The 24196-nt window shown below is 70.6% G+C and carries 22 protein-coding genes; 7 read left to right on the top strand and 15 right to left on the bottom strand.

The annotated features are described in order from the left end of the window. Positions 1-50: 50 nt before the first annotated feature. Positions 51-1010 (top strand): NAD(P)-dependent oxidoreductase, encoded by a 960-nt coding sequence (locus ACTWNK_RS42060; RefSeq protein WP_474310674.1) that lies wholly within the window; start codon positions 51-53, stop codon positions 1008-1010. Here ACTWNK_RS42060 and ACTWNK_RS42055 read toward each other — a convergent pair. Next, positions 997-1302 (bottom strand): hypothetical protein, encoded by a 306-nt coding sequence (locus ACTWNK_RS42055; RefSeq protein ID WP_474310673.1) that lies wholly within the window; start codon positions 1300-1302, stop codon positions 997-999. The two genes, ACTWNK_RS42060 and ACTWNK_RS42055, sit on opposite strands and share 14 nt — an antisense overlap. Positions 1303-1427: 125 nt before the next feature. Here ACTWNK_RS42055 and ACTWNK_RS42050 point away from each other — a divergent pair, with 125 nt between their 5' ends. Beyond that, positions 1428-2831, top strand: coding sequence for a DUF7059 domain-containing protein (locus ACTWNK_RS42050; protein WP_474310672.1), 1404 nt, complete (start codon positions 1428-1430; stop codon positions 2829-2831). A gap of 294 nt (positions 2832-3125) precedes the next feature. Here the strand turns inward: ACTWNK_RS42050 and ACTWNK_RS42045 are convergent, their stop codons facing one another. From ACTWNK_RS42045 to ACTWNK_RS42035, 3 genes are all read right to left on the bottom strand, one after another. Beyond that, positions 3126-6116, bottom strand: coding sequence for an AfsR/SARP family transcriptional regulator (locus tag ACTWNK_RS42045; protein WP_474310669.1), 2991 nt, complete (start codon positions 6114-6116; stop codon positions 3126-3128). A gap of 283 nt (positions 6117-6399) precedes the next feature. Then, positions 6400-7047: a GNAT family N-acetyltransferase gene (locus tag ACTWNK_RS42040; protein WP_474310667.1), complete on the bottom strand. Its 648-nt coding sequence runs from the start codon at positions 7045-7047 to the stop codon at positions 6400-6402. A 152-nt stretch (positions 7048-7199) separates the two neighbouring features. Then, positions 7200-8513 carry a pyridoxal phosphate-dependent aminotransferase gene (locus ACTWNK_RS42035; protein WP_474310665.1) on the bottom strand — a complete coding sequence of 438 codons (1314 nt, stop codon included), beginning with the start codon at positions 8511-8513 and terminating at the stop codon, positions 7200-7202. A 79-nt stretch (positions 8514-8592) separates the two neighbouring features. On the opposite strand from ACTWNK_RS42035, the gene ACTWNK_RS42030 reads away from it, so the two are divergent. From ACTWNK_RS42030 to ACTWNK_RS42015, 4 genes are all read left to right on the top strand, one after another. Then, positions 8593-9528, top strand: coding sequence for a LysR family transcriptional regulator (locus ACTWNK_RS42030; RefSeq protein WP_474310664.1), 936 nt, complete (start codon positions 8593-8595; stop codon positions 9526-9528). 11 nt (positions 9529-9539) lie between these two features. Beyond that, a complete protein-coding gene (locus ACTWNK_RS42025; protein WP_474310663.1) occupies positions 9540-10211 on the top strand; it encodes a ribonuclease HII in 672 nt (223 codons plus the stop codon). A gap of 127 nt (positions 10212-10338) precedes the next feature. Beyond that, on the top strand, positions 10339-11889 hold the full coding sequence (locus ACTWNK_RS42020; protein WP_474310662.1) for a trypsin-like serine peptidase: 1551 nt from the start codon (positions 10339-10341) through the stop codon (positions 11887-11889). 103 nt (positions 11890-11992) lie between these two features. Beyond that, positions 11993-13009: an LLM class flavin-dependent oxidoreductase gene (locus ACTWNK_RS42015; RefSeq protein WP_474310661.1), complete on the top strand. Its 1017-nt coding sequence runs from the start codon at positions 11993-11995 to the stop codon at positions 13007-13009. Here ACTWNK_RS42015 and ACTWNK_RS42010 read toward each other — a convergent pair. The 6 genes from ACTWNK_RS42010 to ACTWNK_RS41985 form a co-directional block, all read right to left on the bottom strand. After that, on the bottom strand, positions 12978-13364 hold the full coding sequence (locus ACTWNK_RS42010; RefSeq protein WP_474310660.1) for an SCO5389 family protein: 387 nt from the start codon (positions 13362-13364) through the stop codon (positions 12978-12980). The two genes, ACTWNK_RS42015 and ACTWNK_RS42010, sit on opposite strands and share 32 nt — an antisense overlap. 82 nt (positions 13365-13446) lie before the next feature. Further along, complete coding sequence (locus ACTWNK_RS42005) at positions 13447-14400, bottom strand: ATP-binding protein (protein WP_474310658.1); 954 nt, start codon at positions 14398-14400, stop codon at positions 13447-13449. Between the two features lie 50 nt (positions 14401-14450). Beyond that, a complete protein-coding gene (locus ACTWNK_RS42000) occupies positions 14451-14840 on the bottom strand; it encodes an RrF2 family transcriptional regulator (RefSeq protein ID WP_474310656.1) in 390 nt (129 codons plus the stop codon). A 2-nt stretch (positions 14841-14842) separates the two neighbouring features. Continuing rightward, positions 14843-15703: an ABC transporter permease gene (locus ACTWNK_RS41995; RefSeq protein WP_474310655.1), complete on the bottom strand. Its 861-nt coding sequence runs from the start codon at positions 15701-15703 to the stop codon at positions 14843-14845. Next, positions 15693-16484, bottom strand: coding sequence for an ABC transporter ATP-binding protein (locus ACTWNK_RS41990; RefSeq protein WP_474310654.1), 792 nt, complete (start codon positions 16482-16484; stop codon positions 15693-15695). The genes ACTWNK_RS41995 and ACTWNK_RS41990 overlap by 11 nt, the downstream gene beginning before the upstream one ends. After that, positions 16481-17545 (bottom strand): ABC transporter substrate-binding protein, encoded by a 1065-nt coding sequence (locus ACTWNK_RS41985; RefSeq protein ID WP_474310653.1) that lies wholly within the window; start codon positions 17543-17545, stop codon positions 16481-16483. The genes ACTWNK_RS41990 and ACTWNK_RS41985 overlap by 4 nt, the downstream gene beginning before the upstream one ends. 122 nt (positions 17546-17667) lie before the next feature. Between ACTWNK_RS41985 and ACTWNK_RS41980 the strand changes: the two genes are divergently transcribed. Further along, the gene (locus ACTWNK_RS41980; RefSeq protein WP_474310652.1) at positions 17668-18339 is read left to right on the top strand and encodes a L,D-transpeptidase family protein; all 672 of its coding nucleotides are present in this window, start codon (positions 17668-17670) and stop codon (positions 18337-18339) included. 7 nt (positions 18340-18346) lie between these two features. On the opposite strand, the gene ACTWNK_RS41975 is transcribed toward ACTWNK_RS41980, so the two are convergent. From ACTWNK_RS41975 to ACTWNK_RS41955, 5 genes are all read right to left on the bottom strand, one after another. Next, on the bottom strand, positions 18347-19732 hold the full coding sequence (locus ACTWNK_RS41975; protein ID WP_474310651.1) for an LCP family protein: 1386 nt from the start codon (positions 19730-19732) through the stop codon (positions 18347-18349). 94 nt (positions 19733-19826) lie between these two features. After that, positions 19827-20747 carry an NAD-dependent epimerase/dehydratase family protein gene (locus ACTWNK_RS41970; RefSeq protein ID WP_474310650.1) on the bottom strand — a complete coding sequence of 307 codons (921 nt, stop codon included), beginning with the start codon at positions 20745-20747 and terminating at the stop codon, positions 19827-19829. Next, the gene (locus tag ACTWNK_RS41965) at positions 20744-22306 is read right to left on the bottom strand and encodes a class I adenylate-forming enzyme family protein (RefSeq protein WP_474310649.1); all 1563 of its coding nucleotides are present in this window, start codon (positions 22304-22306) and stop codon (positions 20744-20746) included. Before ACTWNK_RS41965 ends, ACTWNK_RS41970 begins: the two co-directional genes overlap by 4 nt. After that, entirely contained in the window at positions 22303-23439 is a 1137-nt protein-coding gene (locus tag ACTWNK_RS41960; RefSeq protein WP_474310648.1) for a cytochrome P450, read from the bottom strand. Before ACTWNK_RS41960 ends, ACTWNK_RS41965 begins: the two co-directional genes overlap by 4 nt. Further along, positions 23436-24176 (bottom strand): glycosyltransferase family 2 protein, encoded by a 741-nt coding sequence (locus tag ACTWNK_RS41955; RefSeq protein WP_474310646.1) that lies wholly within the window; start codon positions 24174-24176, stop codon positions 23436-23438. The genes ACTWNK_RS41960 and ACTWNK_RS41955 overlap by 4 nt, the downstream gene beginning before the upstream one ends. Positions 24177-24196: the final 20 nt, after the last annotated feature.

Below are 24196 nucleotides of genomic sequence, written 5' to 3'. Positions count from 1 at the left end.
CTACACGAAGCGACTGAGGCGTGACAGTCCGTGGTGTTATTGTCACGTTTGTGAGCCAACCACGTGCTTTGGTCCTCATTGATCTGCCGGAGCCTGCGGCCTCCCGTCTCGCCGAGGTGGCCGAGGTGGTGACCGCGCCGGTCCTGCGGCCCCGGCTCGGCTACGGCGACGAGCAACTGGCCGACCTCGTCATCGAGACCGGCGCCAGCATCCTGTTCACCGGAGCCGACGAGATCGGCAGATCGGTGCTCGCCCTGCCTCTCGACGCCGTCGCCTGCCTGGGCCCGGCCGCCGGGGTCGACCTGGCCCTCGCGGCCGAGCGCGGCGTGCCGGTCGTCCTCGCCGAGGAGTACGACGCCGACGCCGCCGCCGAACTCACCATCGCCCTGATGTTCGCCGTCGCCCGCCACCTCGTCACCGCCGACCGGGAGGTACGGCGAGGCCGCGTCTACCGCAGACGCCTGCCCCCTGAGGAGCGCCACCGCGGCCTGCGCATGGTGGGCCGTACGTTCGGCGTCGTCGGACTGGGCGACGAGGGCAGGGCGGTGTGCTGGCGGGCCGAGGGCCTCGGGATGCGAGTGATCACCTGCGACCCGCTCGGCCTCGCCTCGGACGTCACCCACACGCTGGCCGACCTGCTCGCCGAGGCCGACGTCGTCTCCCTGCACCTGCCGGTGACGACCGAGACGCGCAGTCTGATGGGCGACACCGAGTTCGCCGCCATGCGCTGCGGCTCGGTCTACCTCAACACCTCGCGAGGGGCGCTGCACGACCTGGCCGCCCTGGTCGACGCGTTGCGCTGGGGGCATCTGGCGGGAGCGGGGCTCGACCACTTCGAGGGCGAGTGGCTCGACCCCGCCCATCCACTGACCAGGCTGCGCAACGTCGTCCTGACCCCTTCGCTGGGCGAGGCGACCCAGGAGAGCCGGACCGAAAGGGCGATGGCGATCGTCGAGGACATGGTCAGACTGCTGAAGGGCATCACCGCGGCGGCGCCTACACCGGTGTGAGACACGCCCTGCTGGGCACCCGCCACACATGGGACTCCCAGGAGATGTCCAGCCGCAGTTCCAGTCGCTGACGCCGCAGACCGGGCACCGCCACCCGGTCGTGCACGTCGAACCTGCGCAGCCCGGCCGTGCCGAAACCGAGCTCGCCCGTGAAGACCCGCAGGTCGTCACGGTTGCCACACCGCGGACACGTCCAGCACAGCCGATCGAGACCGCGGTCGTAGTCGGAGCAGGCGCTGAAATACTCGTCGGGCTTGAAGCGTGTCTCACAGGCGAGGCAGGGGATCAACATGGCCGGATCCTTAGGAGTGCGGTCAAAGCCCAGGTGTATCGCGGGAGACTTGTCTGCTGCTTGCGAAGCGCTTGCCGCACAAGGTAACGATTTGTGACTCATTGTGAGATGTGAGGGTGCCCGGGGTGGAACGACTACGCGATCACCTCCTGAAGGCCGGCTACACGATCGACGGCGTGCGCGAGCGGCTCGGCGATGTGGCCGCCACCGCGCTGGCCAGGGAGGAGATCGTCCCCGCGCTCCGCGCGACCAGGCAGGCGGACCCGCTGAACACCCTGATCAGACTGCTGTGGCTCGGTGTGCCCGTCGACGCCGACGAGGTGCCGCACGAGCTGCTGGAGTCCGGCCTGGTCGTGCCCGAAGGCGAGGCGATCAGGTCGAGCGTGCACCTGCAGCCGTGGGAGACCGGCGGCTACGTCGTCTCCGACCGCAAGGTACGGCCGGGCGACCCGAGCCTGCGCGCCGACCACGTGGTGGGCGCGGGCGGAGCCTCGGCCAACCTGGCCCAGCTCGTCTCGCGCCGCCCGGTGGAACGGGCCCTCGACCTGGGCACCGGCTGTGGCGTACAGGTGCTCCACCTGGCCGATCGCGCCGACCACGTCGTGGCGACCGATGTGAACCCGAGAGCGGTCGAGCTGGCCAAGCTGAGCTGGCGGCTGTCCGGCGTCACGGGCGTCGACGGCCGGGTCGGGTCTATGTTCGAGCCGGTCGAGGACGAGCTGTTCGACCTGATCGTCTCCAATCCGCCCTTCGTGATCTCGCCCAAGGGGGAGGGGCTGACCTACCGGGAGTCCGGTCACGAGGCCGACTCCTTCGTCCGCGACCTCGTCCGCAGGGCGCCCAGCCACCTGGCCCCCGACGGGCACGCCCAGCTGCTGGCCAACTGGCTGCACGTCAAGGGCGAGGACTGGCGTGAGCGCGTCGGATCCTGGCTGGCCGAGACCGGGTGCGACGGCTGGGTGGTGCAACGCGACGTCCAGGACCCGGCCGAGTACGTCGAGCTGTGGCTGCGCGACGCCGCCGAGCAGGGCACGCCCGGCTATGCCGAGCACTACGACAGGTGGCTCGGCTGGTTCGACTCGCTCGGCGTCGAGGCGATCGGTTTCGGGTGGATCACCCTGCACAACTCGGGCACCCTCGACCCGGTCGTCAGGCTGGAGGCGCTGACCCACCAGGTGGAGCTCCCGGTGGGCGGCTACGTGCACGAGGTGCTCGACGCGATCACCACCGCGCACCGGGCGGGCGGCCTGGAGCAGGCGCGGTTGCGTGTGGCCGAAGGCCTGCTCGACGAGCGCATCGGCGAGCCGGGAGCCGAGGACCCCTCGCGGATCGTGCTGCGCCAGACCAGAGGGCTGCGCAGGGCCACCGACGTGGGCACGGTCGAGGCGGCGCTGGCCGGGGTCTGCGACGGCGAACTGGCGCTCGGCCCGCTGCTCAATGTCATCGCCGAACTGATCGGCGCGGAGGACGAGCAACTGGCCGCCGACGTGCTCAGACCCTTGATCGCCGAGGGGTACTTCAGGCTTTGATGGGTTTTGTCCACAGGGAGTCAGGACCCTGTTGATCGGGCGTTGATTGCTTGTTGAGCTCGCCCCGAGATGGTGTGGATGTGGGCACGGACCTGGGGGGTTCGAGGTTCGTGCCAGGTCCGGCCGGTCGTCGATGTGAGGCGGCTAGCCATTGCGTGGAGCATCCGGATAACCGGGCCCCCTAGCGAAGCGCGATGGTCAGACGGCCGGCCGGACGACACACCCCATCCCGACTGAAGGGGGCACACCATGATCAACCACGTACGCATGACCCGGCTCGACGACGACCTCTACTCAGGTCTCGACCCGCTCGGCGACCTCGAGAAGGGCGCGGACGTCTCCGGCTTCGGGGGTGCCGAGCCTGCTGAAGATGTCATAGGCCCGGCGTAGGCAGTCGATGGCTCGAGCAGTGCTTCCCAGACCCCGCAGGGCCTTGCCGAGCACGGTCAGCGACAGCGCCTCGCCGTACGGGTGGCCGATCTCGCGGCTGACGTTGAGCGCCTGCTCGGCATGGCGTACGGCGTCGCCGAAGCGGCCTGCGGCGATGAACGTCTCGGCCAGGCGGCAGCAGACGCGCTGCTCCCACACCCGCTGGTTGCTGGCCCTGAAGAAGGCCAGGCACTCGGCATGGTGATGCACGGCCTCGGCGAAACGGCCGACACGCGACAGCACGATGCCCAGGTGGTAGCGGGCCCGTGCGGTGCCCGCTCCGCTGCCGACCTCGCTGAAGATGGCCAGGCCCTGCTCGGCGGCGGCGATGGCGTCGTCGGGACGGCCGAGACCGAGGTGGTCGCGCGCGGAGTAGCTGAGCACCAGCGCCTCACCGGCGGGCGCGCCGATCTCACGGTAGAACTTGGTCGCCGAGTCGAACCAGGTGAGCGCCTCGGTATGCCTGCGCTGCCGCCCGGCGACGACGGCCAGGGCGTTGAGCACCTCGCCCGTCACGATGCGGTCGCCCGTTCCCGACAGGTCGAGCGCCACCCGGAACTGCTCCTCGGCGTCGGGCAGCCGGTCGGCCCCGAACAGCACCCTGCCGAGCACGTACCTGCAGCGCAGCTCGCTCGCACTGTCGGAGATCGTCCGCGCGGCGGCCAGGACGGCCCGCGTGGACAGGTCGAACTCCCGCGTGTGCGTGCCGGACTCCAGCAGCGGCTCCATGGCCAGCAGCAGGTCGGCGGCCGGAAGCAGCGAGGAGGCGGTGGGCGAGGAGCCCGCGGCCTGTGCGATGACGGCGAACAGCGCGTCGCCCTCGACGGTGAGCCAGGCCACGGCGTCGTCGGCGGAGTGGAAGCCGCGCCCGCTGCCGATCTCGATGAGGTTGTCGGCGATGAGGCTGCCCTCGTAGGCCAGGCGGTGCGCCTCCTTGGCCGATGCCAGGTAGTAGCCGAGCAGCCTGCGCAGGGCCAGCGCCCGGTCCTGCTGGCTCTCGCTCTTGTCCAGGATGCGCCTGGCGAACAGCTTGAGCAGGTCGTGGAATCGGTAGCGGCCCGGCGCGGGGGCCTCAAGCAGGCTGGCGTCGACCAGCGACTCCAGCAGGTCCTCGGTGTCCAGCGTGCTCAGCGACAGCACGGCGGCTGCGGCGGCCGCGGAGATGTCGGCCCCGTTGGGCAGCGACAGCAGCCGGAAGGCACGCGCCTGCTCCGGGTCGAGCTGGCCGTACCCGAGTGCGAAGGTGGCTTCGACGGCGAGGTTGCCGACGCGCATCTCGTCCAGCCTGCGCGCCTCGTCGGCGAGCCTGGGCACCAGCGACGCGACCGTCCACGCGGGCCTGGCCGCCAGCCGCGCGGCCACGATGCGTACGGCCAGCGGCAGGAACCCGCAGGCGGCGACGACGTCCATGGCCGCGGCGCGCTCGGGCGCCACCCGCTCGGGACCGGCCACGGCGGCGAACAGCGACAGCGCCTCCTCCGGCTCCATCACGTCCAGGTCGATGAGCCTGGCCGAAGGCAGGTCGGCGAGCTTGTGCCTGCTGGTGACGATGGCGGCACAGCCGGGCGAGCCGGGCAGCAGCGGCCCGACCTGGGCGGCGTCGCGCGCATTGTCGAGCAGGACGAGGATGCGCCGATCGGCCAGCAGCGAGCGGTAGAGCGCCGAGCGCTCGGACAGGCCTTCGGGGATGACGTCGGCCGGGATGCCGAGCGCACGCAGGAAAGCGCCGATCGCGGTTTCGGGCGCGGTGGGGATCTCGCCGTAACCACGCAGGTCGGCGTAGAGCTGCCCGTCGGGGAAGAGGTCTTCGGCGGAGTGCGCCACGTGTACGGCGAGCGCGGTCTTGCCGACGCCGCCGATGCCGCAGATGGCGGCGACGGGCACGCCCTCGGTCGCGGACTGGGCCGACAGCAGGGTGCGCAGCCTGCCGACGACCTCGCGCCTGCCCGTGAAGTCGTTTACGGCCGCGGGCAGCTGGGCGGGCTTGGGCAGTTCGAGCTCGTCGCCCCGCAGGGCGTCGTCGGCCGGGGTCTCGGCGGGGTCGGCCGGGCCGAGCGCGGGGGGCGCGCCCGCCAGGGCCGGGTCGGCGGCCAGGATGCGGTGGTGCAGTGCGGTCAGCTCGGGGCCTGGCTCGATGCCGAGTTCGTCGATGAGCGCCTCGCGCGTCTCGGTGAACACCGCGAGCGCGTCGCCCTGCCGTCCGCAGCGGTAGTAGGCGAGCATGAGCTGGGCGCGCAGCCGCTCACGCAACGGATGGTCGGCGGTCAGCGCGATGAGGGTGGAGACGACGGCGGCGTGCCTGCCGAGTTCGAGGTCGAGGTCCATCAGCACCTCGATGGCGCCCATCCGCGACTCGATCAGCCGGTCGCGCTGGTGCTCGGCGAACGGCCCGACGGCTCCGGCCAGCGGCTCGCCCTCGCACAGGTCGAGCGCCTCACGCAGGGTGTCGGCGGCCCGCGCGGTGTGCCCGGCCTTGCGCGCGCTCTCGGCGGCGTGGATGCCGCGCTCGAACCTGGTCAGGTCCAGCGAGCCTTCGGCCAGGCGCAACGCGTAGCCCCTGCCGACCGAGGTGAGCAGTTCGGGCCGCGAGCGCGGCGACCTGTCGGGTTCCAGCACGGTACGCAGCCGCGAGACGTAGGTGCGCAACGCGCCGAGCGCCCTGGGCGGCGCGTCCTCGCCCCAGACGCCGTCGATCATCTCGCCCGGCGTGACCGCCCTGCCCTCGCGCAGGAGCAGCATGCCGAGAATGGAGCGCTGCAGAGGGGTGCCGAGATCGAGCTCGTTGTCCCCGCGCCACGCGCGGACCGGGCCGAGTACGGCGAACCGCAGCCCGCCTTCGACGCCCTGATCAGCCATGCCGCGAGTCTCCAGTGCAATGGGATGTTTTGCTACCAAATGATAGATCCTTCGTTGCCTGCGACATAGGTGCAGGCCAACTCGTTAACCGAAGCGTTGATTTGTCGTTGATCCGCTGTTGAACGGGCCTGGGGATGCTGAGGAGCGTAGGGCGTGGCCCCATTTTCCACGGGGGCGGTCACGCCCCCCGAGAATTTTCGGGCCGCAAAGAACACCAGGCCCCACCCGTCGGGCGGGTGGGGCCTTCGTGTCCACGTATTCGAGGTTCGCAGGGGAGAGGGACCTAGGCCGCCGCCTCGACCAGGCCGAGGCGCATCAGCATGCGTTCTCGCAGCGCGGGCCATTCGGAACTGAGGATCGAGTAGTACGCCGTATCTCGGACCGTGTCGTCGGCGCCTCGGCTGTCCGCTCGCCGCACACCGTCGAGGTGCGCGCCGAGGGCCTCGATGGCGAGCCGGGATCTCACATTGCGTACGTCTGCCTTGAGCGTGATGCGGTGGACGTTCCACGTCTCGAACGCGAGCGAGAGCATGAGGTACTTGCTCTCCCGGTTCACACCCGTGCCCTGGGCCGAAGCGGCCAGCCAGGTGTAACCGATGTCCGCGACGGACGGGACCTCGCCCACCGCGCCGCGTGCGCCCGGCGGCCAGGGCATGGGGCCCTGCCAGTACTCCAGGTGCATGAGACGGGTGGCACCGACCACGCGGTCGGTGTGCAGCCACCGGATGGCGAAGGGCATCGTGCGGCCCTCCGCCTGCTCAGCCATAGCGGCCTCCACATAGGAGACCATCTCGTCCCGGCCAGTGGGGACGCGAGTGAAGGTGTAGGTGGAGCGGTCTTCACTCGCCGCGGCGACGAGGTCGTCGACGACCGCGAGGCTGAGAGGTTCCAGGCGCACAGAGCGCCCGGACAGGGTGACAAAAGCGGGCATGTGCACATGATGAGGGCTTAAGGACACCCCTCGCACCATGTGACACGTTGCAACTTTCTGCAGGTCTGCGCGGACCGGTGTTTCCCCAGCTCAGCGGGGAGATCGTAGCGTGCTCGAAGCCCCCCGTGAGCAAAGGTTCGCCAAAACGACGCTCAGCCGTGCACCGCCGTTGGCACCAAGGTCGGCGTGCCCGCCCTGCGCGTCGCCGCACGCATCGCGTTGAGCCCGGCGAGGGCCTCGGTGAGGTGGTCGAGCGCGCCCGCGATCCACGGCAGCGCGAGTGGATCGGCACTCGTCAGCGCGGTCAGCCGCTCCTGGGCCGACTCGCCGTAGAGCAGGCTGGTCGCCACCCTGACCCGGAGCGCCGCCGGGTCGTCGCCGAACGCCTGACCCGGCAGGACGCCGACGCCGAACCTGTCGAGCAGCAGGTGGGCCAGCTCGCCCGAGGTGTGCGCGCCGAGCCGCTCACGCAGCCGCCCGAAGTCCGGGTACATGTAGAACCCGCCCTGCGGCTCGTCCACCTCGATCCCGGCGTCGGCGAACCTCCTGTGCACCGCCCGTGCGACCCTGGCGTGCAGCAGCCTGCTCTGCTCGACGCGCTTGACCACCTCGTCCGGCTCGTCGAAGGCGTAGGCGGCGGCCTCCTGCACCGGCGCCGCCGGAGCCGACCAGATCTCACTGGCCACGGCCAGCAGCCTGGCCCGCAGCGCGTGCGCCCCCTCGGGCAGCCGCGCCACGCCGATCCGCCACCCGCCCAGCGCCAGGCTCTTGCTGAGCCCGGTCGTCACCACCGTCCTTTCGGGCGCGAGCGCCGCAGGGGAGAGGTACGGCGGCGCGGGGTCGTGCACGAGGTCGCGGTAGATCTCGTCGGAGATGATCGTCAGGTCCAGGTCACGGGCCACCTCGACCAGCCTGGCCACCGTCTCGGGCGTCGCCAGCCTGCCCGTCGGGTTGTCGGGCAGCGTCACCAGCACCGAGCCGACCGCACGGCCCTGCGACCGTGCGAGCAGCACGGCCGAGCGCACCCGCTCGGGGTCCGGCACCCCACCCTCGCCGGGGGGCGCCGGAACCAGCAGCGGCCTGGCGCCCACCAGGTCGGCCTGGGCGGCGTAGCTGACCCAGCTGGGCATCGGCAGCACGATGTCGCCGGGTGTGCCCGAGCAGCCGATCGCCAGCAGCAGGGCGTACAGCAGGGGCTTGCTGCCGGGTCCGCAGACGACGGCGTCGGGGTCGGTGGGGGTGCCGCGCCTGCTCCAGTAGCCGGCCGCGGCCTCGCGCAGTTCCCGTGCGCCCGCGACGGGGCCGTAGCCGTTGCGCTCGGAGGCGGCGATGAGGCGTTCGCGCAGCGCCGGGTGCACGGGCAGTCCCGCCTCACCGAAGGCCAGGTGCAGGACTCGCTCCCCGGCGCTTCGTCTTCGCGCGATGTCTTCGTTGGCCGCCAGCGTGGCCGACAGGGTCAAGGTCATGTTTGTCACGTTCCCAGGGTGGTTGGATGAAGGCATCACGACAAGCGAGGCTTTTCAGGGGTAGGCATAAGGAAGTCCGATGCTCGATCTGCGGCGTTTGGTATTGATCTGCGAGTTCGCCAGGCGAGGGAGTATCGCGGCCACGGCCGACTCGCTCGGCTACAGTCCGTCGGCCGTGTCCCAGCAGCTGGCCGCGTTGGAGAGGGAGACGGGCACGGCGCTGCTCGACCGCACGGCGCGCAGCGCGGAGCTGACCGACGCCGGGCGCAGGCTGGTCGTGCACGCCGAGCGCATCCTGTCGATGGTGGAGGAGGCCGAGTCCGACCTGTCGGCGCACACCGCGACGCCTTCGGGGCGTGTCGTGGTCACCGCCTTCCCCACGGCCGCCGTCGCGTTCGCGCCCGCGCTGGCCCGCTCCCTGCGCCGCCACACCGGGCTGACGCTGCGGCTCGGCCAGTCGCGTTCGGGCAGGGGCATGCGCGAGGTGCAGTCGGGCGAGGTGGACATCGCCCTGGTCGACGACTGGTACGGGCGGGTGCGCGAGAACGACAGCCTGCGCGTCTACCCGCTGCTGAACGACCCGATCGTGCTCGTGGTGCCGCGCAGGCACCGCCTGGCATCCCCCGACGAGCCGTTCGACCTGCGCGAACTGCGGGACGAGCCGTGGATGGCGACGCCGGACGGCGAACCCTCACGCCTCGCCGTCGACCGGATCTTCGCCGACGTGGGCGGCACCAGGCCGGTGCCGTGGGAGTTCGAGGGGCTCGGCACGATCCTGAGCCTGGTGGCCAAGGGCATCGGCATCGCGGCCGTGCCCTCGCTCGCGCTGGCCGCCGGGGTGCGCGGCATCGCCGTACGGGAGTTTCCCGGGCGGCCGGTGACGCGGGAGGTGCTGGCGGTCGCGCGGGGGTCGAGCGTCTCGCGGCCGTCGGTCTCGGTGACGTTGCGGGCCATTCACGTGGCCGCCCGGTACCTGGCGGCCGATCTGGATCCGGTGACGCCGGCCTCCAGGTAGCGTCTGCTGGCATGCCGCCCAGCTATGACATCGAGAACCTGCTGCTCGCATCGGGCAGCGCCCGGATCGTCGCCGGGGTCGACGAGGTCGGTAGAGGCGCCTGGGCCGGGCCGGTGACCGTGTGCGCGGTGGTCACCGACCTGTCGCCGCCGCCCGCCGGTCTGACCGACTCCAAACAGCTCTCGGCCGCACGAAGGAGTGCGTTGTCGGGTGAGGTGGAGCAGTGGGCGAGCGGCGTCGGCTTCGGCGAGGCGACCCACGAGGAGATCGACGCGCTCGGCATGACGCAGGCCCTGCGCAGGGCCGCGCGCCGGGCGCTGGAGTCGCTGCCGGTACGGCCGGACGTGGTGATCCTCGACGGCAAGCACGACTACATCGGCGCGCCCTGGCCGGTCAGGCTGGAGATCAAGGGCGACCAGGCGAGCGTCTCGGTGGCGGCCGCCTCGGTCCTGGCGAAGGTCAGGCGCGACGCGTACATGGGCACGGTCGGGTTCGACGACTACGGATTCGCCGACAACGCGGGCTATCCCTCGCCCCAGCACGTGCAGACGCTGACCGCGCTCGGACCCACGCCTTTGCACCGGTTGTCGTGGTCCTACCTGGACGATCTTCCGCAGTGGCGGCACCTCAAAAGGCACAGGGACGCGGCCGCCGGCGAAGGGCAGCTGTCACTGTTCGGGTGAAACTGTGATCCAGATCACAGTTTACCACCATTCCGGTATTTCCTATCGGCTGTGTATGTTTTGCGTCAGTCCTTCTCTGACGCATGGGACGCATGAGGCGTTCCACGACAGCCCAAGGAGTTTCCCCTTGAAGCGCATCTTCCTCCCCGTCGGTGGCGCGGTCCTCGCCACCGGCCTGCTCGCCGCCGGCCTCGCCGGTTCCGCCCAGGCGAGCGGCGACACCAGCACCGACCCGCTGGCCAAGAACACCGCCGAGGCCTACTCGGTCGCCCAGTTCTGGGCTGCCCACAACGGCGAGGCCCTCAAGGCCGCCTCGGCGTACTACTGGGACGCCAAGGACGTCAAGAAGCTCGTCTCCAAGGGCGGGTACACCCCTGACGGCAAGCCCGGCCTCGTTCCCCCGATCGGGGAGGAGAAGAAGGCCGCGGGCAAGGTCAAGAACATCAACCTGCCGCGCACCATCGGCAAGGTGTTCTGGGTCGACGGCACCGGCGAGAAGAAGTGGGCCAGCGCCACTTCCATCCAGTCGCACTACCGCAACCTGGTCATCACGGCCGGCCACGCGGTGTACAACCCCGACACCAACTCGGCCTACGACAAGTGGGTCTTCGTCCCTGCCTACTACCAGGGCAAGGCGCCGTACGGCATCTTCGTCGGCAAGCAGGCGTTCACGCACTACGACTACGACGTCTACGAGGACTTCGACCGCGACTACGCCTTCGTCACGGTCTACAACGGCATCAAGTTCGGCGGCGCGAAGACCGTCACCGCCGACGAGTACGCCAAGTTCGTCGGGCCGAAGTACATCAAGACCTCCACCATCACCAAGGAGGAGTACGAGAAGGGTCGCGGGCCGGTCAACGCCCCCGAGACCAACGGCTACTACTCCAAGACCGCCGCCACGCAGGAGGTCGGCAGCCCCGACCACCGCCTGACCGAGCGCACCTCGCTCGAGGTGGACAGGGAGAAGTACCTCGCCGCCCCCGAGCCCACGGTGGACGCCGCCCCGCACTGGGAGGGCTTCCAGCCCGGCAACTACACCAAGCGGTTCAAGCGTCAGTACACCTTCGCCACGAAGAGCGACTACGAGGCCTACACGGGCCCCGGCTTCAAGTTCGTGGACGCGGGCGGCAACTACATCGTCGAGAAGTACTTCCTCAACCTCTGGGTGAAGAAGGGCGTCTCGATCACGTACTACAAGGACGAGTTCGTCATCGAGCTCTCGGTCGACGCGGGTCGTCTCGGTGACGCCGTCGGTGGCCAGGGCTTCGCCTACAACCAGAAGACCGGGCTCAACGTCTTCGTCTTCGGTTACCCGGCGGCCCCGCACCCCGACGGCAGCAAGCCCTACACCGGTGTCACGCCGAAGTGGGTCTACGGCAAGACCTCGGCCAAGACCGTGGGCTCGGCCGCCAAGAAGATCGAGGAGCACATCGCGCTGAAGGCGGCGCTGACCTCGGGCGCCGACGGCGCTCCGTGGCTCATCAAGTACAGCAACGCCAAGCGTCTGGGCTACGTGAACGGTGTCACCAGCACCTTCAACGACCAGGACGGCAACGACCGCGTCGACTACATCTCCTCGCCGTACTTCGACGGTGAGACCGCGGCGGTCTACAACGCGGCGAAGAACCTGTGGTCCGGCAAGATCGTCGGCCCCAACGGGGAGCTGTACAAGTAGGACCCGGCGCGGGAGGAGGCCGTGCGACTCAGTAAAGGGATAGACCGCCGCGACGCACTCCAATTGCGTCGCGGCGGTCGCATGTCCAGGATGCCCGCGGGGAATGTCTGCCCGCATGCGGATCGGCGTGTTCCTCCTCGCGACGCGATTACCCGGCCAGGACCCCGGCCTCAGGCTCAGGCAGACCGTCGAGGCGGTCGTCGCCGCCGAGGAGGCGGGGTTCGAGAGCGCCTGGATCGCCGAGCACCACTTCATGTCCTACGGTGTGTGCCCGAGCGCGACCATGCTCGCGGTCGCGGCGCTCGCGCGCACGAGCGTCATCACGGTGGGCACGGCGGTGAGCGTGCTGTCCACCCGCCATCCGGTGGCACTGGCCGAGGAGGCCGCGACGGCACACCACCTGTCGGGCGGGCGGTTCGCACTCGGCGTCGGCAGGGGCGGGCCGTGGGTGGACCTGGAGGTGTTCGGCACCGGCCTGGACCGCTACGAACGCGGCTTCGCCGAGTCCCTCGACCTGCTGTGCGCCTCGCTGCCCGGTGAACGGGTCTCCGCCTCGGGCGAGTTCTTCGCCTTCCGCGAGGTCGAGGTCGTGCCGGGCGCCTGCCTCACCCCGATCGTCGCCTGCACCTCCGCCTCGACCGTCGCCCTCGCCGCCGCCCGCTCCCTCCCGATGCTCCTCGGCATGCACATCGGCGACGAGGACAAGGCCAAGGCCATCCACACGTACGGCGAGCACCGGGCGGACGCGACGGCCGTCGGCCACGTGGGAGCCGCGCTCGCCTTCATCGGCGACTCCACCGCGCACGCCAGGCGCGAGATGCGGGAGGCGCTGCCGCGGTGGCTCGAACCGGGGCTCAAGGGATATGTGTCGATCGCCGGACCACGCCCGGCCAGGGACGTCGCGGCCTATGCCGACTTCCTGACGCGGACCCATCCGGTGGGCGACGCCGAGCACTGCGTCGAGACGATCAGGGCGACGGCCGTGGCCACGGGCCTGGACCGGCTGATCCTCATGGTCGAGGGCACGGGCGAGCACGCCCGCACCCTCGACAACATCAGGCGCCTGGGCGCCGAGGTGCTGCCGTGGATCAGCAGTCCACGAGCTCCGGCTTCTGGTTGAGAATCTGCGCGCGCGGGCTGACGAAGTCGCGCAGCGCCTCGGTGGCGGTCGGGTCGAACACGGCGACCCTGTGACAGTTCTGGAAGGCCAGGCGCACGCCGTAGTGACGTTCGAGCGCGCCCCTCATCGAGTCGCTCGCCAGGCAGCGCAGCAGCTGGCCGCGTGCCTCCTCGTCCGGCGGCGGAACCTGGTTGTCGGTGAACACGGCACCGCTCTGATCACGCTGCTGGACCAGCTCGCTGATCATCGACCACGCGTAGGGAAGGGAGTCGCGCACGCAGGCGAGGAACGCCGCGTCGTCGATCTCACCCGCCCTGGCCTGGTCGAGCAGATCGTTCGGAACGGTCAGCGACATGCTGTCTCCTCTCGAAGGGGAACAATACGGACGCTAGGTGGCGAAGCCGGTCGGCTCCATATGGCGTACAGGCGAGAGTCGTCTAGCCGTGCAGTGCGTGAAGTGCCGCCGGGCCGTACTCGAAGCCCGTGTCGATCTGCAGGGCGAGATCCCGGCCTGTGGCGCTGTTGGCCCAGGCCTCGGCGTTGCGCAGGTGGAACTCGACGGTCTGACGGCCGAACCCCTCCCAGTCCTTCTGCTGGGCGTCGAGGTGGTCGGCCAGGGTCGACAACATCGCGAGGTTGGCGGGTTCGAGGTCGCCGAGCGCGAAGGGGCGGCCCTGCTCCATGGCCCGGACGGCGGTGGAGTGCTCACCCCAGGTGAGCAGGTCGGCGCCGACGTGCTCGCGCAGGAAGGCGATGTCGTCCGGCCCCTGCACCTTGTTGCCGACGACCGCGAGCGGCACGTCGAAGTCGGCCGCGTAGTCCTTGTACTGCCGGTAGACGCTCACGCCCTGGCGGGTCGGCTCGGCCACGAGGAAGGTGAGGTCGAAGCGCGTGAACAGGCCGGAGGCGAAGGAGTCGGCGCCCGCGGTCATGTCGACGACGACGTACTCGCCGTGCCCGTCGACCAGATGGTTGAGCAGGAGTTCGACCGCGCCGAGCTTGGAGTGGTAGCAGGCGACGCCCAGGTCGTCCTCGGCGAAGGGCCCGCTCACCATCAGCCGGGGGCCTTCGGGCGTGCCGGCGGTGTAGGAGGAGTCGAGCAGGTCGGCCGTGGTGAGGATGCGCGAGCCCCGGCCCGGTGGGGTGGTCTTCACCATGGCGGAGGCGGAGGGGATCAGCGGGTTGTCCCCGCGCAGGAAGTCCTTGATCTCGTCGAGGTGGGCGCCGAGCGCCGGTGGCGGCTCGTCGAGCCCGAGCACCATCGCGAGGTGCTGGTTGATGTCGGCGTCGACGGCCACGACGGGGGCGCCCCGGCTCGACAGGTAGCGAGCGAAGAGGGCCGACATCGTGGTCTTTCCGCTGCCGCCCTTGCCGACGAATGCCACGCGCACTGGAGGACCTCCATGACGATGAAAATCATTTCCCATCCATCATGGCACGCTCAGTGATCGGGTTTCACGATTTGCGCGAAGGTGATCTCGGTCAGCAGGGTCTCCTCGTGCTCGCGCAGGGCGCTCCACACGTCCGCGAGCGGCTGGGCGACGCCGGGATAGCCTCCGTGTTCCGCCCGTTCGGGCACGCCTTCCACCACGATGATCACATCGGCGAGTGTGATGTCGGCGGCCGGTCTGGCCAGCCAGTAGCCGCCTTCGGGGCCGCGCTGGCTGTGGATCAGACCGGCTCTGCGCAACTGCAGCAGGATGTTGTCCAGGAATCGCCGTGGGATCTGTTGTGTCACCGCGATGCGTTCCGCGGGGACCGGGCCCGGCGGCGCGGCGGCCAGTTCGGCCACCGCGCGCAGGGCGTACTGAGTTCGTGCGGAGATCCGCATGCCTAGGCGGGTCGCTGGTCGAGACCCCAACGGCGGCGGAGTGCGCCGTCGGCCCATTCGAAGAGCATGTCGACCACGATGCCGATCACCAGGATGACGATCATCGTGGCCAGCAGTCCGGGCGAGTCGGCGAGTTCACGCGCGTAGTGCAGCTGCTCGCCGATCGACGGCTGGTTGGCGATGATCACCAGCAGCTCGCCCGCCATCAGCGAACGCCACGCGAACGCCCATCCCTGCTTGAGCCCGGCCAGGAACGAGGGCAGCGACGCCGGAAGGATCACGTGCCGGTACAGCTGCAACCGGCGAAAGCCCATCATGTGCCCGGCCCGCAGCAGCAGCGGCGAGGTGTAGTCGACACCGGCGATCAGGCCGTTGGCGATCGACGGCGCGGCGCCGAGCACCACGACGAACAGGATCGCGCTCTCGGTCAGCTTGAACAGCAGGATGGCCAGCGGGAACCACGCGATGGACGGCATCGTCTGCAGTCCGGTGATCAGCGAGCCGACGGCCGCGCGCAGCGGCTTGATCCGCGACACCGCGGCCCCGACGACCAGCCCGACCAGCACGGCCATCGCGAACCCGGTGACCGCCCTTCGCATGGTCACGCCGAGCGCCTGGTAGAACTCGGGATCGCCGAGCCGCTTGAGCAGCTCCTCGGCCGTGGTGACCGGCCCGGCGAGCACGTACTCCGGCCGCCAGCCGCTGAGGACGACCACCTCCCAGACGATGCCGACCAGGGCGACGGCCAGCGCCATCGGCCAGGCCCGGCCCCAGACCCGTGAGGCGGCGCTCTGCTTGCGCGGGGTCACGAGCTCCAGGGCGTCGAGGCCCGCGAGCGACTTGGCGTGGGTGTCAACCGCCATGCCTGATCACCTCCTCCTTCAGCCGGTCCGTGATCGTCGCCGCGAGAGCCGCCACCTCGGGCGAGTCGGTACGGCGCGGCCTGGGCAGTGTGATCGGGAAGTCCTCCACGACCCGGCCCGGCCTGCTGCTGAGCAGCACGACCCGATCGCCGAGCCGTACGGCTTCGCGGACGTTGTGGGTGACGAACAGGACCGACAGCTCACGCTCGCGCCAGATGCGCTCCAGCTCGTCGTGCAGCAGGTCGCGGGTCATGGCGTCGAGCGCGCCGAAGGGCTCGTCCATGAGCAGCACGTCGGCGTCCTGGGCCAGGGCCCTGGCCAGGGCGACGCGCTGGCGCATACCGCCCGACAGCTCGTGCGGGCGCTTCTTGCCGAATCCGCCGAGGTGCACGATCTCCAGGAACTCCTGGGCCTTCACCTGACGCTGCTTGCGGGCGACGCCCTGCGAGCGCAGGGCCATCTCGACGTTGGCCGAGACGGTGAGCCAGGGGAAGAGGGCCGGCTCCTGGAACATCATCGCGATGCGGCTGCCGTGGGTGTCGATGGCGCCCGCGGTCACCCTGTCGAGCCCGGCGACGAGCGAGAGCATCGTACTCTTGCCGCATCCCGAGGCGCCGAGCAGACAGACGAACTCCCCCGGATCGACGGAGAGGCTGACATTGTCGAGGGCCAGCAGGCTGTTGCCTCCGTGCCCGTAGATCTTGGAGACGGCGTCGAGCCGGACCGCGGGCCTACGCCCTTCGATCCGGCTCTCGGCCTGCTCCGTGAGGGGAGCTGTCACTTGTCCGCTACCTCCGTCTGGCCCTTCGCGGCGAGGATCTTGTTGAGCGGCGCCAGGTCGTAGATGCCGTTGAGGTCGACCGGGTCGAGCAGGCCGATCTTCGTGGCGTGGTCCGCACTGCCGACCAGCGACGAGGCGATGGGGTCGTTGGTGAAGGTGATGTTCTTGAACGCGGCGTCGAGCACCTCGGGCTTGAGCGGCTTGCCGGTCAGCTTCTCGATCGCGGAGTTGACGGCCGTGGCCGAGCCCGCCGGGTCCTTGGTGATCGCCTCGGTGGCCTCGACGTGCCCCTGCAGCAGCTTCTCGACCAGGACGGGGTGCTGCTTGGCGAACTCCTGCCTGACGATCAGGTGGGTGATCACGAACTGCTTGTTCGGCCACAGGTCGCGCTCGTCGAGCAGGATCTTGCCCTTGCTCTCCAGCACCAGACGGCTGGCGAACGGCTCGGGCACCCAGGCGCCGTCGATGTCGCCGGTGGCGAACGTCTGCAGCGTCTGCGAGTTCTCCTGCGGGATGATCGACACCTCGCCGCCACCCTTGGTGTCGGTCTTGATGCCCTTCTCCTGCAGGTAGTAGCGCAGCGCCACGTCCTGCGTGTTGCCGAGCTGCGGCGTGGCGACCTTCTTGCCCTTGAGGTCCTCGATGGCGTTGATCTCGGGCTTGACGACCAGGAAGACGCCGCCCGAGGCCGCGCCTGCGATGATCTTGATGGCCTCGCCCTTGGACTTCGCCCAGGCGTTGATCGCCGGGTTCGGGCCGATGTAGGTGGCGTCGATCGCGCCGGAGAAGACGGCTTCGATTGCGGCGGGGCCCGCGTTGAACGTACTCGTGGTCAGCTTGGTGCCGCTGCCGAGGTGCTTGGTGAACAGCCCCTTCTCCACGCCGACCAGGGCGGTGGAGTGTGTGATGTTCGGGAAGAAGCCGAGGCGGAGCTCTGCCGCTGCCGCCGGCTTCCCGTCGTTCGTCGTCGTACCCGCGGTTTCCGTGCCCCCGCACGCCGCGGCCACGGATGTGATCGCTGCGACGGCGACCGCCGCCACCACCCTGCGTACCGCGCTCATCTTTGCTCCTAATTCCTACTTAATAAGTCGGTTATGGGGTTATCAAAAGGCACAGCCGCGAAAGTGTCAAGTCCTCGCGTGTCACGACTTGGACCGGTACAAGAGATGGTTACGTCGGGGGCATGCGCAAGATCGTTGTTCCGCTCGCGGTCATCACGGCGTCCCTGCTGCTCAGCGCTCCGGCGCTGGCCGACGTCCGGCTCGGCGACTCGGGCGAGGAGGTGTACGACCTCCAGCGCAGGCTCAAGGCACTGCGCTTCGACCCCGGACCGCTCGACGGGGCCTTCCGCGAGGAGACGCTCACCGCCCTGTGGGGCTTCCAGAAGCTGAACCGGCTCAAGCCACGCTCACGGACCAACGCCAGGACGTGGCGGGCGATGGAGCACCCGAAAAAGGTGCGTCCACTCGTCCGCAAGGGCGGGCGCGACCGCGTCGAGATCGACCTGCGGCGCCAGCTGCTGTTCGTCTACGACAGGGGCACGCTGGCCCTCGTCACGCACATCTCGACGGGGGCCAGGCGCTCCTACTGCGCGGGCGGGCGTTGCGGCTTCGCGATCACGCCGGTCGGGGACTTCAAGGTCAACCGCCGAGTCAAGGGCTGGGACGTCGGACGTCTCGGCGCGATGTACAAGCCGCTGTACTTCAGGGGCGGGATCGCCATGCACGGCTCGGTCTCGGTGCCGCTGCGCCCGGCCTCGCACGGGTGCGTGCGCATTCCGTTGCACACCGCCGACAAGGTCTTCAAGCTCGTGCGCAACGGCGACCCCGTGTACGTGCGCCAGGGCCGCCGCTGACGCGGCCTCAGCCGCAGGTGGAGTCGAGCGAGACCGTGTCGTGGCGGGGCGTGCTCTTCTCGGCGGGCCGAGGGGCGGCGGTGCTCGCGCTGGGCGCCGTCGCCGCCTTCGGGCGGTCGGCCAGGGCGAGGGTGACCTTGTTCCTGATCAGGTCCCAGTCCGGGTCGGCCGTGCTGATCATCGGCGGGACGAACTGCAGGCTCTTGATCTCGGTGCTCTTCACCTTCTGCGAGAGCTCGGCCAGCGCGGGCAGCAGGTCCTGCGGGATGTCGGTGGAGATCGCCCGCTTGGCCGCGCCCGCGAGCTTCTCGAAGCTGTTGAGCACGGTCATCGGGTCGGCCTGCTTGGCCACGGCGTTGAGCAGGCACTTCTGCCTGCCCATCCGGCTGTAGTCGTCGGTGTTGGTGCGCGATCGGCCGTACCAGAGCGCGTCCTCGCCCGACAGGGTGCGGGTGCCCGCCGGGATCAGGCCTTCGCTCTGCCTGCCGTACACGATCGGCTCCTTGACGGTGATCTTCACACCGCCCATGGCGTCGATGATCTCGGCGAAGCCCTTCATGTCGACCATGGCGTACTGCTCGACCGGGATGCCGAGTATGGCGCCGACCGTCTGCTTGAGCAGGGCGGGGCCGCGTCTGCCCGACGGCAGGCCCGGCACCATCTCCGGGTAGTCCTCGGCGTACTGGAAGACCTCGTTGAGCAGGCCGGGTGTGTACGGCGGCTCGCCGGTGAAGCCGTAGGGGAAGCGCTCGCGCGCCGGGCCCGAGGCGAACCGCACGTGCTCCAGGTTGCGCGGCAGGCTGAGCAGGACGGTCGCGCCGCTGTGCACGTCGACGCTGGCCACGGTCATGCTGTCGGTGCGCACGCCGGGCCGGTGCGGTGCGGCGTCGGCGCCGATGAGCAGGATGTTGACCCGCTCGGCCCCGTTCCAAGGGTCGCGCCCGACCGGCTGCGCCTTGCCGCCGGAGGCGAACACACTGGTGACGACGTCATGCGAGACGTAGGCCAGCCTGGCGGTGTAGGCGCTTGGCGCGACGACCAGCAGGCACAGCAGACCGGCGACGACGGCGGACACCGCCTTCGTACCCGTATCGTCCGGCCGGACGAGCAGATACGACCACACGATGACCACGGACCAGAGCAGGGCGACCAGACACACCGCCACGGTCGCCGCGGTGAGCCACCCGGGCTGTACGGCCAGCGCCAGCAGATCCCCCCTGAACCAGGTCGCCGCCGTCAGCGCCGCGGCGATCAGCAGGGCGTAGACCCCCGCGAGCACGGCGCCCGTTCGCGTCCGGCCTGTGAAGAAGTGTGCGAGCCCCCACAACACGGCCGAGCCCACGGTGATCGCGATGCTCGCCCCGAGGCTGAAGCCACGGCCTTTGCCACTCATCCTGCGCCATCCCCCGTCTCCAGCAGACCTGTCACAGATTAGTAACGGTTTGCGGGTGCCTGGGGCAAAGGAAGGGGCGCGGCGAGGAAAGACTTCACCAAGTGCCTGCGCCCGCGAACGACGTGGCACTCGGCCGGTAACCGAGCAGCCGTCGCGCCTTGCCGATGTCCAGCGTGCGCTCGACGGCCAGATGCCCCACGGCATACCGCGTCAGGCTCGGCGGCTCGGCGCTGCCCGCCAGGCGGAACGCCGTCTCGGCCACGGCGGCCAGCGGCCCGGCCACCGCGAGCGGCACGTAACACGGCTCGGCGGCGATGCCGCGCAGGCGCAGGAGCGTCCTGAGCGCGTCGTCCAGCACCACGGGGGCCTCGTCGCTCACATTGAACGCGCCGGGCACACCCTTCTCCGCGGCCAGCAGGCAGGCGTCGACCAGATTGGCGACCGAGGTCAGGCTGACCAGCTGCCGCCCGTCGCCCACCGCGATCAGCCGCCCGCCCCTGACCGCGCGCAGCACCCTCGGCAGCAGCGTCGTGTCGCCCGGCCCGTACACGGCGTGCGGTCTCAGGATCGTCGCGCCCGCACGCGCCGCCACGTGCTCGGCCGACGCCTTGGCCGCGCCGTAGGCGTTGACGTACCTGCGCACCGGCGCCTGCTCCTCGCGCGCCCGCACGGTCGGCACGCGCGGGTCGTAGACGCTGGCCGTGCTCACATGGACGAACGCGGCCCCGGGGAAGGCCGCGAGCGCCGCACGGGTGCCTTCGACGTTCGCCGCCCAGATCGCCCGGGGATCACCCCAGTCGGTGACACTCCCGGCGCAGTGCACCACCACGTCCACCCGCCCGCCGGGCGCGCTCCCGCCCAGCAGATCCCACCTTCGGTACGGCGAGCCGCCCACGTGCGCGGGGTCCACACGTGCCCGCCTGCCGAAGGCGAGCACACTCCAGCCGCGTGCGACCGCCGCCCGGCAGACCGCGCCGCCGACGAATCCGGAGGCGCCCGTCACCGCGACCCTCACGAGCCCTTCCCGCCCAGCAGCAGCCGCAGCGCACGGCGGTCCAGCTTGTCGGTGCGCCCGGCCCTCGGCAGTGCGCCGAGCACCTCGATCCTGTCGGGCAGCGCCGCCGCGTCCACGATGTCGGGCAGGGCCTTGCGCAGCACCTGCTCGTCGTAGCCGTCGTCGGTGACGAGGGCGAGCACGACCTCCTCGTCGCCGGTGCGCGGATCGGCGAGCCCCACGATCGCCGCCTCCCGCACGCCGGGCAGGGCGGCGATCGGCTGTTCGTACAGGCCGGGGTAGATGTTCACGCCGTCGCGCAGGATCATGTCCTTCTTGCGGCCGAGCAGCACGATCCGGCCCCGTGCGTCGAGCCTGGCCAGGTCGCCGGTGCCCACCTCGTCCATCGGCGTATCGCCCTGCTCACGAAGACCCTGCTCACGAAGACCCTGCTCACGAAGACCCTGCTCACGAAGACCCTGCTCACGAAGACCCTGCTCCAGGTAGCCGTGTGCCAGGTGTGCTCCGCTGACGTGCAGCTCGCCGTCGGGCGCGAGCCGCAGCCCCACGCCGGGCAGCGGTGCGCCCAGCAGGTCGCCGTACGGCTGGGCCAGCTTGTCGCGGGCCGAGGCGACGGCGATCGGCAGGGCCTCGGTCATCGCGTAGACCGACAGCACCTCGGCGCCGGGCGCGAGGGCGAGCGCCTTGCGCAGGACGGCGGGCGGGGCGGGCGCGGCGCCGAGCAGCAGATAGCGCAGGGTGGCGGGCAGCGGCGTCTCCGCCAGCCTGTCCAGGTGCACGGGCACGGCGAAGGCATGGGTGGCCCGCCGCGCCGCCAGCTCCTCCGCGTAGGGCCCGGCGCCGGGCAGCGACCAGGTGGCCCCGGTGGTGAGCGCGGCCAGACCGAGCATGAGCTGGTCGGTGTGCACGACGTCGCCGGGCGCGACCGACACGGCGGCGCGGAACATGGCGAGCCCGGCCGCGAGCGAGCCCCTGGTGTGCACGACGCCCTTGGGCGCATCGGTCGTGCCCGAGGTGAAGACGACGACCGCACGCTGCCCCGGGCGTACCCGGCCGGGCTCGGCGTCCGCCCTGGGCAGTGCGCGCAGGCTCACGGCGCCGCGCGGCACGCCGGGCAGCCACGGCCCGGTGTGCAGGTGACGAGGCGGCGTGCCGGGCACCGGATCGGCCAGCGCGGGAAGATGCAGCCCCTTGCGCCTGGCCACCCGCTTCAACGGCCCGCTCAACAGGTACAGCAGCGACTCGGCCAGCACCCACGAGGGCCGCGTGAGCTCCAACCGGCGCTCCAGCACACCGGGTGCGAGACCGGGATCGGCCAGCACCAGCGTGCCGCCCGCGGCCACCGCGCCGAGTGCGAGCGCCACCGCGTCGGGGCCCGGCCTGACCGCGAACAGCACGGTGAAGGGCTCGGCGCGAGCGGGCCGCAGGGCGTGCGCGACGGCGAGCACCCGCTCACGCAGTCCGGCGAAGGTGAGCGTCGAGCCGTCGGCCCCGATGACCGCCGTGGCCGAAGGCGCACAGGAGGCGGCGGCCAGGATGTCGGTGACGATGTCGGTCATCTCATCGTGATCCACAACTCTGAGTAGGTCGGCAGGAGCACACCCCTGGCCGCGCGCCGCCGGGTCACCCGCGGCTCGCGCGGCACCAGCACCGAGGCCACCGCCCTGATCTCGGCCATCGCCAGCGGATAGCCGATGCAGAAGTGCGGCCCGGCCCCGAACCAGAGCAGCCGCAGCTCGGGCGGATGCCCCCGCGAGGGGTCGAAGGGCCCGTGTGCGCGGGCGCAGGTATGGGTGGCGATCACCACCCGGTCCCCGGGTCGCACGGCGACACCGCCAACGGTGGCGGGTTCGGCGACCGAGCGCAACATGACGGGCGTGGGCGTCGTGATCCGCATGGCCTCGTCGATCACCGCGTCCAGCGGCAGATCGGCCGTGGCCGTGCCGTGGTCGTGCAGCAGGGCGATCAGGCGGGGCACGAAGGTGGCGACGGTCTCGGTGCCGGTCAGGAAGAACGCGCCAGCGGCGCCCCTCGCCTCGGCCGCCGACAGGCCGAGCGCCCGCATGCGGCCCATCACGGTCGACTCGTCGCCCGCGTGGTAGGCGGCCTCGGCGATGTCGCCGATCCGGTCGAGCACCTGCCTGGCGACGCCGATCTGCCGCGGGTTCAGCGACCGGGTACGCAGGGAGACCATCGACACCACGCGCTCGCCGTCCTCGAACAGCCGCCTGGCCTGCTCGGGCCCGACCTCGCCGAGTCCGATCACCCGGCACACGACCGCGCCCGCCATCAGCCGCATGGCGTCGACCAGGTCGACCTCGGCCCCGGCGTCGAGCCGTTCGGCGAGCGTGCCGAGCGGCCCGGCCAGCACGTCGGCGACCAGCGCGGCGACCGAGGCGGGGGTGAACAGCGGGGCCAGCTTGCGGCGCAGTGCCGTGTGCCCGTCGCCCTCCATGTTGAGCAGCACCGAAGGCCCGAGCACTGGCGTCCACAGATCACCGGGCGAGCCCGGCCCGTCCTTGCGGAACCGCCCGTCCATGAGCACCTCGCGGGCCACGACGGCGTCGTTGACCACCACGCCGAGTCCGGGCGCCCGCACGACGGGCCCGCGCCTGGCCAGCAGCCGCAGCAGGGGATAGGCGAAGGGATGGGCGGCCAGGTGCAGCCGCGTCTCCCCGGACAGCGGGCTCATCTGATGTCGACCACGTCGGGGCTGTAGTGGTGGTCGATGTACCAGGCGAGGGTCCCGACCAGGCCGTAGGCGCGCAGCCGTCGCACCGAGCCGAACACCACGACGTCGCGCCGCGAGGCGTAGGCGCCGGTCAGCCTGCGGGCCCGGTTGACCAGCTCGCGGTCCTCGTGCATCTCCTCGATCGCGGTGCGGGGGAAGCCGCCCGTGCGTTCGTAGAGGTCGGCGGTGATGGCCAGGGTGGCGCCCGGCATCATCACGTACGGGCCCAGGTAGTCGGGGGAGCGGTTGCTCGGCCGTACCTTGCCGAAGAAGGCGGCGGTCTCGACCAGGGCGGGGATGAGGCGGCGCTCCCAGAAGCGCAGCGGGAACTCGTCGGTGCGGGCGCGTAGTTTGCCGCCGACGAGTTCGAGGCCGTCGTCGAAGGCCCTGCGGATGTTGCGGGTCCAGTCGGGGCGTGGCAGGCAGTCGGCGTCGGTCCTGGCCAGGTGGGTGGCGCCGCGTGCGATGGCATGCCTGATGCCGGTGTCGGAGGCGGCGCCGGTGCCTTTGCGCGACTCGTGCACGATCTCGATCGGCAGGTCGGTGCAGGACCTGACCACCTCGACGGTGGCGTCGGTGCTGGCGTTGTCCACGACCACGAGCCTGAAGTCGCGGTCCTGCTGGGCGTGGAGTGCGCGCAGCGTGTGGGCGATGCCGGCCTCCTCGTTGTAGGCGGGCACCACGACCCACAGATCCATTGCCGTTCCTCTTCTCCCGG

The organism is Nonomuraea sp. IBHARD001, from assembly GCF_056106265.1.
This window is presented reverse-complemented; position numbering and strand designations above follow the sequence as displayed.

What these genes read in the sequence shown, in the direction of transcription:
- ACTWNK_RS42055 (WP_474310673.1), bottom strand. Translation starts at nt 1,302, where the DNA reads ATGTTGATCCCCTGCCTCGCCTGTGAGACACGCTTCAAGCCCGACGAG.
- ACTWNK_RS42045 (WP_474310669.1), bottom strand. Translation starts at nt 6,116, where the DNA reads ATGGCTGATCAGGGCGTCGAAGGCGGGCTGCGGTTCGCCGTACTCGGC.
- ACTWNK_RS42040 (WP_474310667.1), bottom strand. Translation starts at nt 7,047, where the DNA reads ATGCCCGCTTTTGTCACCCTGTCCGGGCGCTCTGTGCGCCTGGAACCT.
- ACTWNK_RS42035 (WP_474310665.1), bottom strand. Translation starts at nt 8,513, where the DNA reads ATGACCTTGACCCTGTCGGCCACGCTGGCGGCCAACGAAGACATCGCG.
- ACTWNK_RS42030 (WP_474310664.1), top strand. Translation starts at nt 8,593, where the DNA reads ATGCTCGATCTGCGGCGTTTGGTATTGATCTGCGAGTTCGCCAGGCGA.
- ACTWNK_RS42025 (WP_474310663.1), top strand. Translation starts at nt 9,540, where the DNA reads ATGCCGCCCAGCTATGACATCGAGAACCTGCTGCTCGCATCGGGCAGC.
- ACTWNK_RS42015 (WP_474310661.1), top strand. Translation starts at nt 11,993, where the DNA reads ATGTCTGCCCGCATGCGGATCGGCGTGTTCCTCCTCGCGACGCGATTA.
- ACTWNK_RS42010 (WP_474310660.1), bottom strand. Translation starts at nt 13,364, where the DNA reads ATGTCGCTGACCGTTCCGAACGATCTGCTCGACCAGGCCAGGGCGGGT.
- ACTWNK_RS42000 (WP_474310656.1), bottom strand. Translation starts at nt 14,840, where the DNA reads ATGCGGATCTCCGCACGAACTCAGTACGCCCTGCGCGCGGTGGCCGAA.
- ACTWNK_RS41995 (WP_474310655.1), bottom strand. Translation starts at nt 15,703, where the DNA reads ATGGCGGTTGACACCCACGCCAAGTCGCTCGCGGGCCTCGACGCCCTG.
- ACTWNK_RS41985 (WP_474310653.1), bottom strand. Translation starts at nt 17,545, where the DNA reads ATGAGCGCGGTACGCAGGGTGGTGGCGGCGGTCGCCGTCGCAGCGATC.
- ACTWNK_RS41980 (WP_474310652.1), top strand. Translation starts at nt 17,668, where the DNA reads ATGCGCAAGATCGTTGTTCCGCTCGCGGTCATCACGGCGTCCCTGCTG.
- ACTWNK_RS41975 (WP_474310651.1), bottom strand. Translation starts at nt 19,732, where the DNA reads ATGAGTGGCAAAGGCCGTGGCTTCAGCCTCGGGGCGAGCATCGCGATC.
- ACTWNK_RS41965 (WP_474310649.1), bottom strand. Translation starts at nt 22,306, where the DNA reads ATGACCGACATCGTCACCGACATCCTGGCCGCCGCCTCCTGTGCGCCT.
- ACTWNK_RS41960 (WP_474310648.1), bottom strand. Translation starts at nt 23,439, where the DNA reads ATGAGCCCGCTGTCCGGGGAGACGCGGCTGCACCTGGCCGCCCATCCC.
- ACTWNK_RS41955 (WP_474310646.1), bottom strand. Translation starts at nt 24,176, where the DNA reads ATGGATCTGTGGGTCGTGGTGCCCGCCTACAACGAGGAGGCCGGCATC.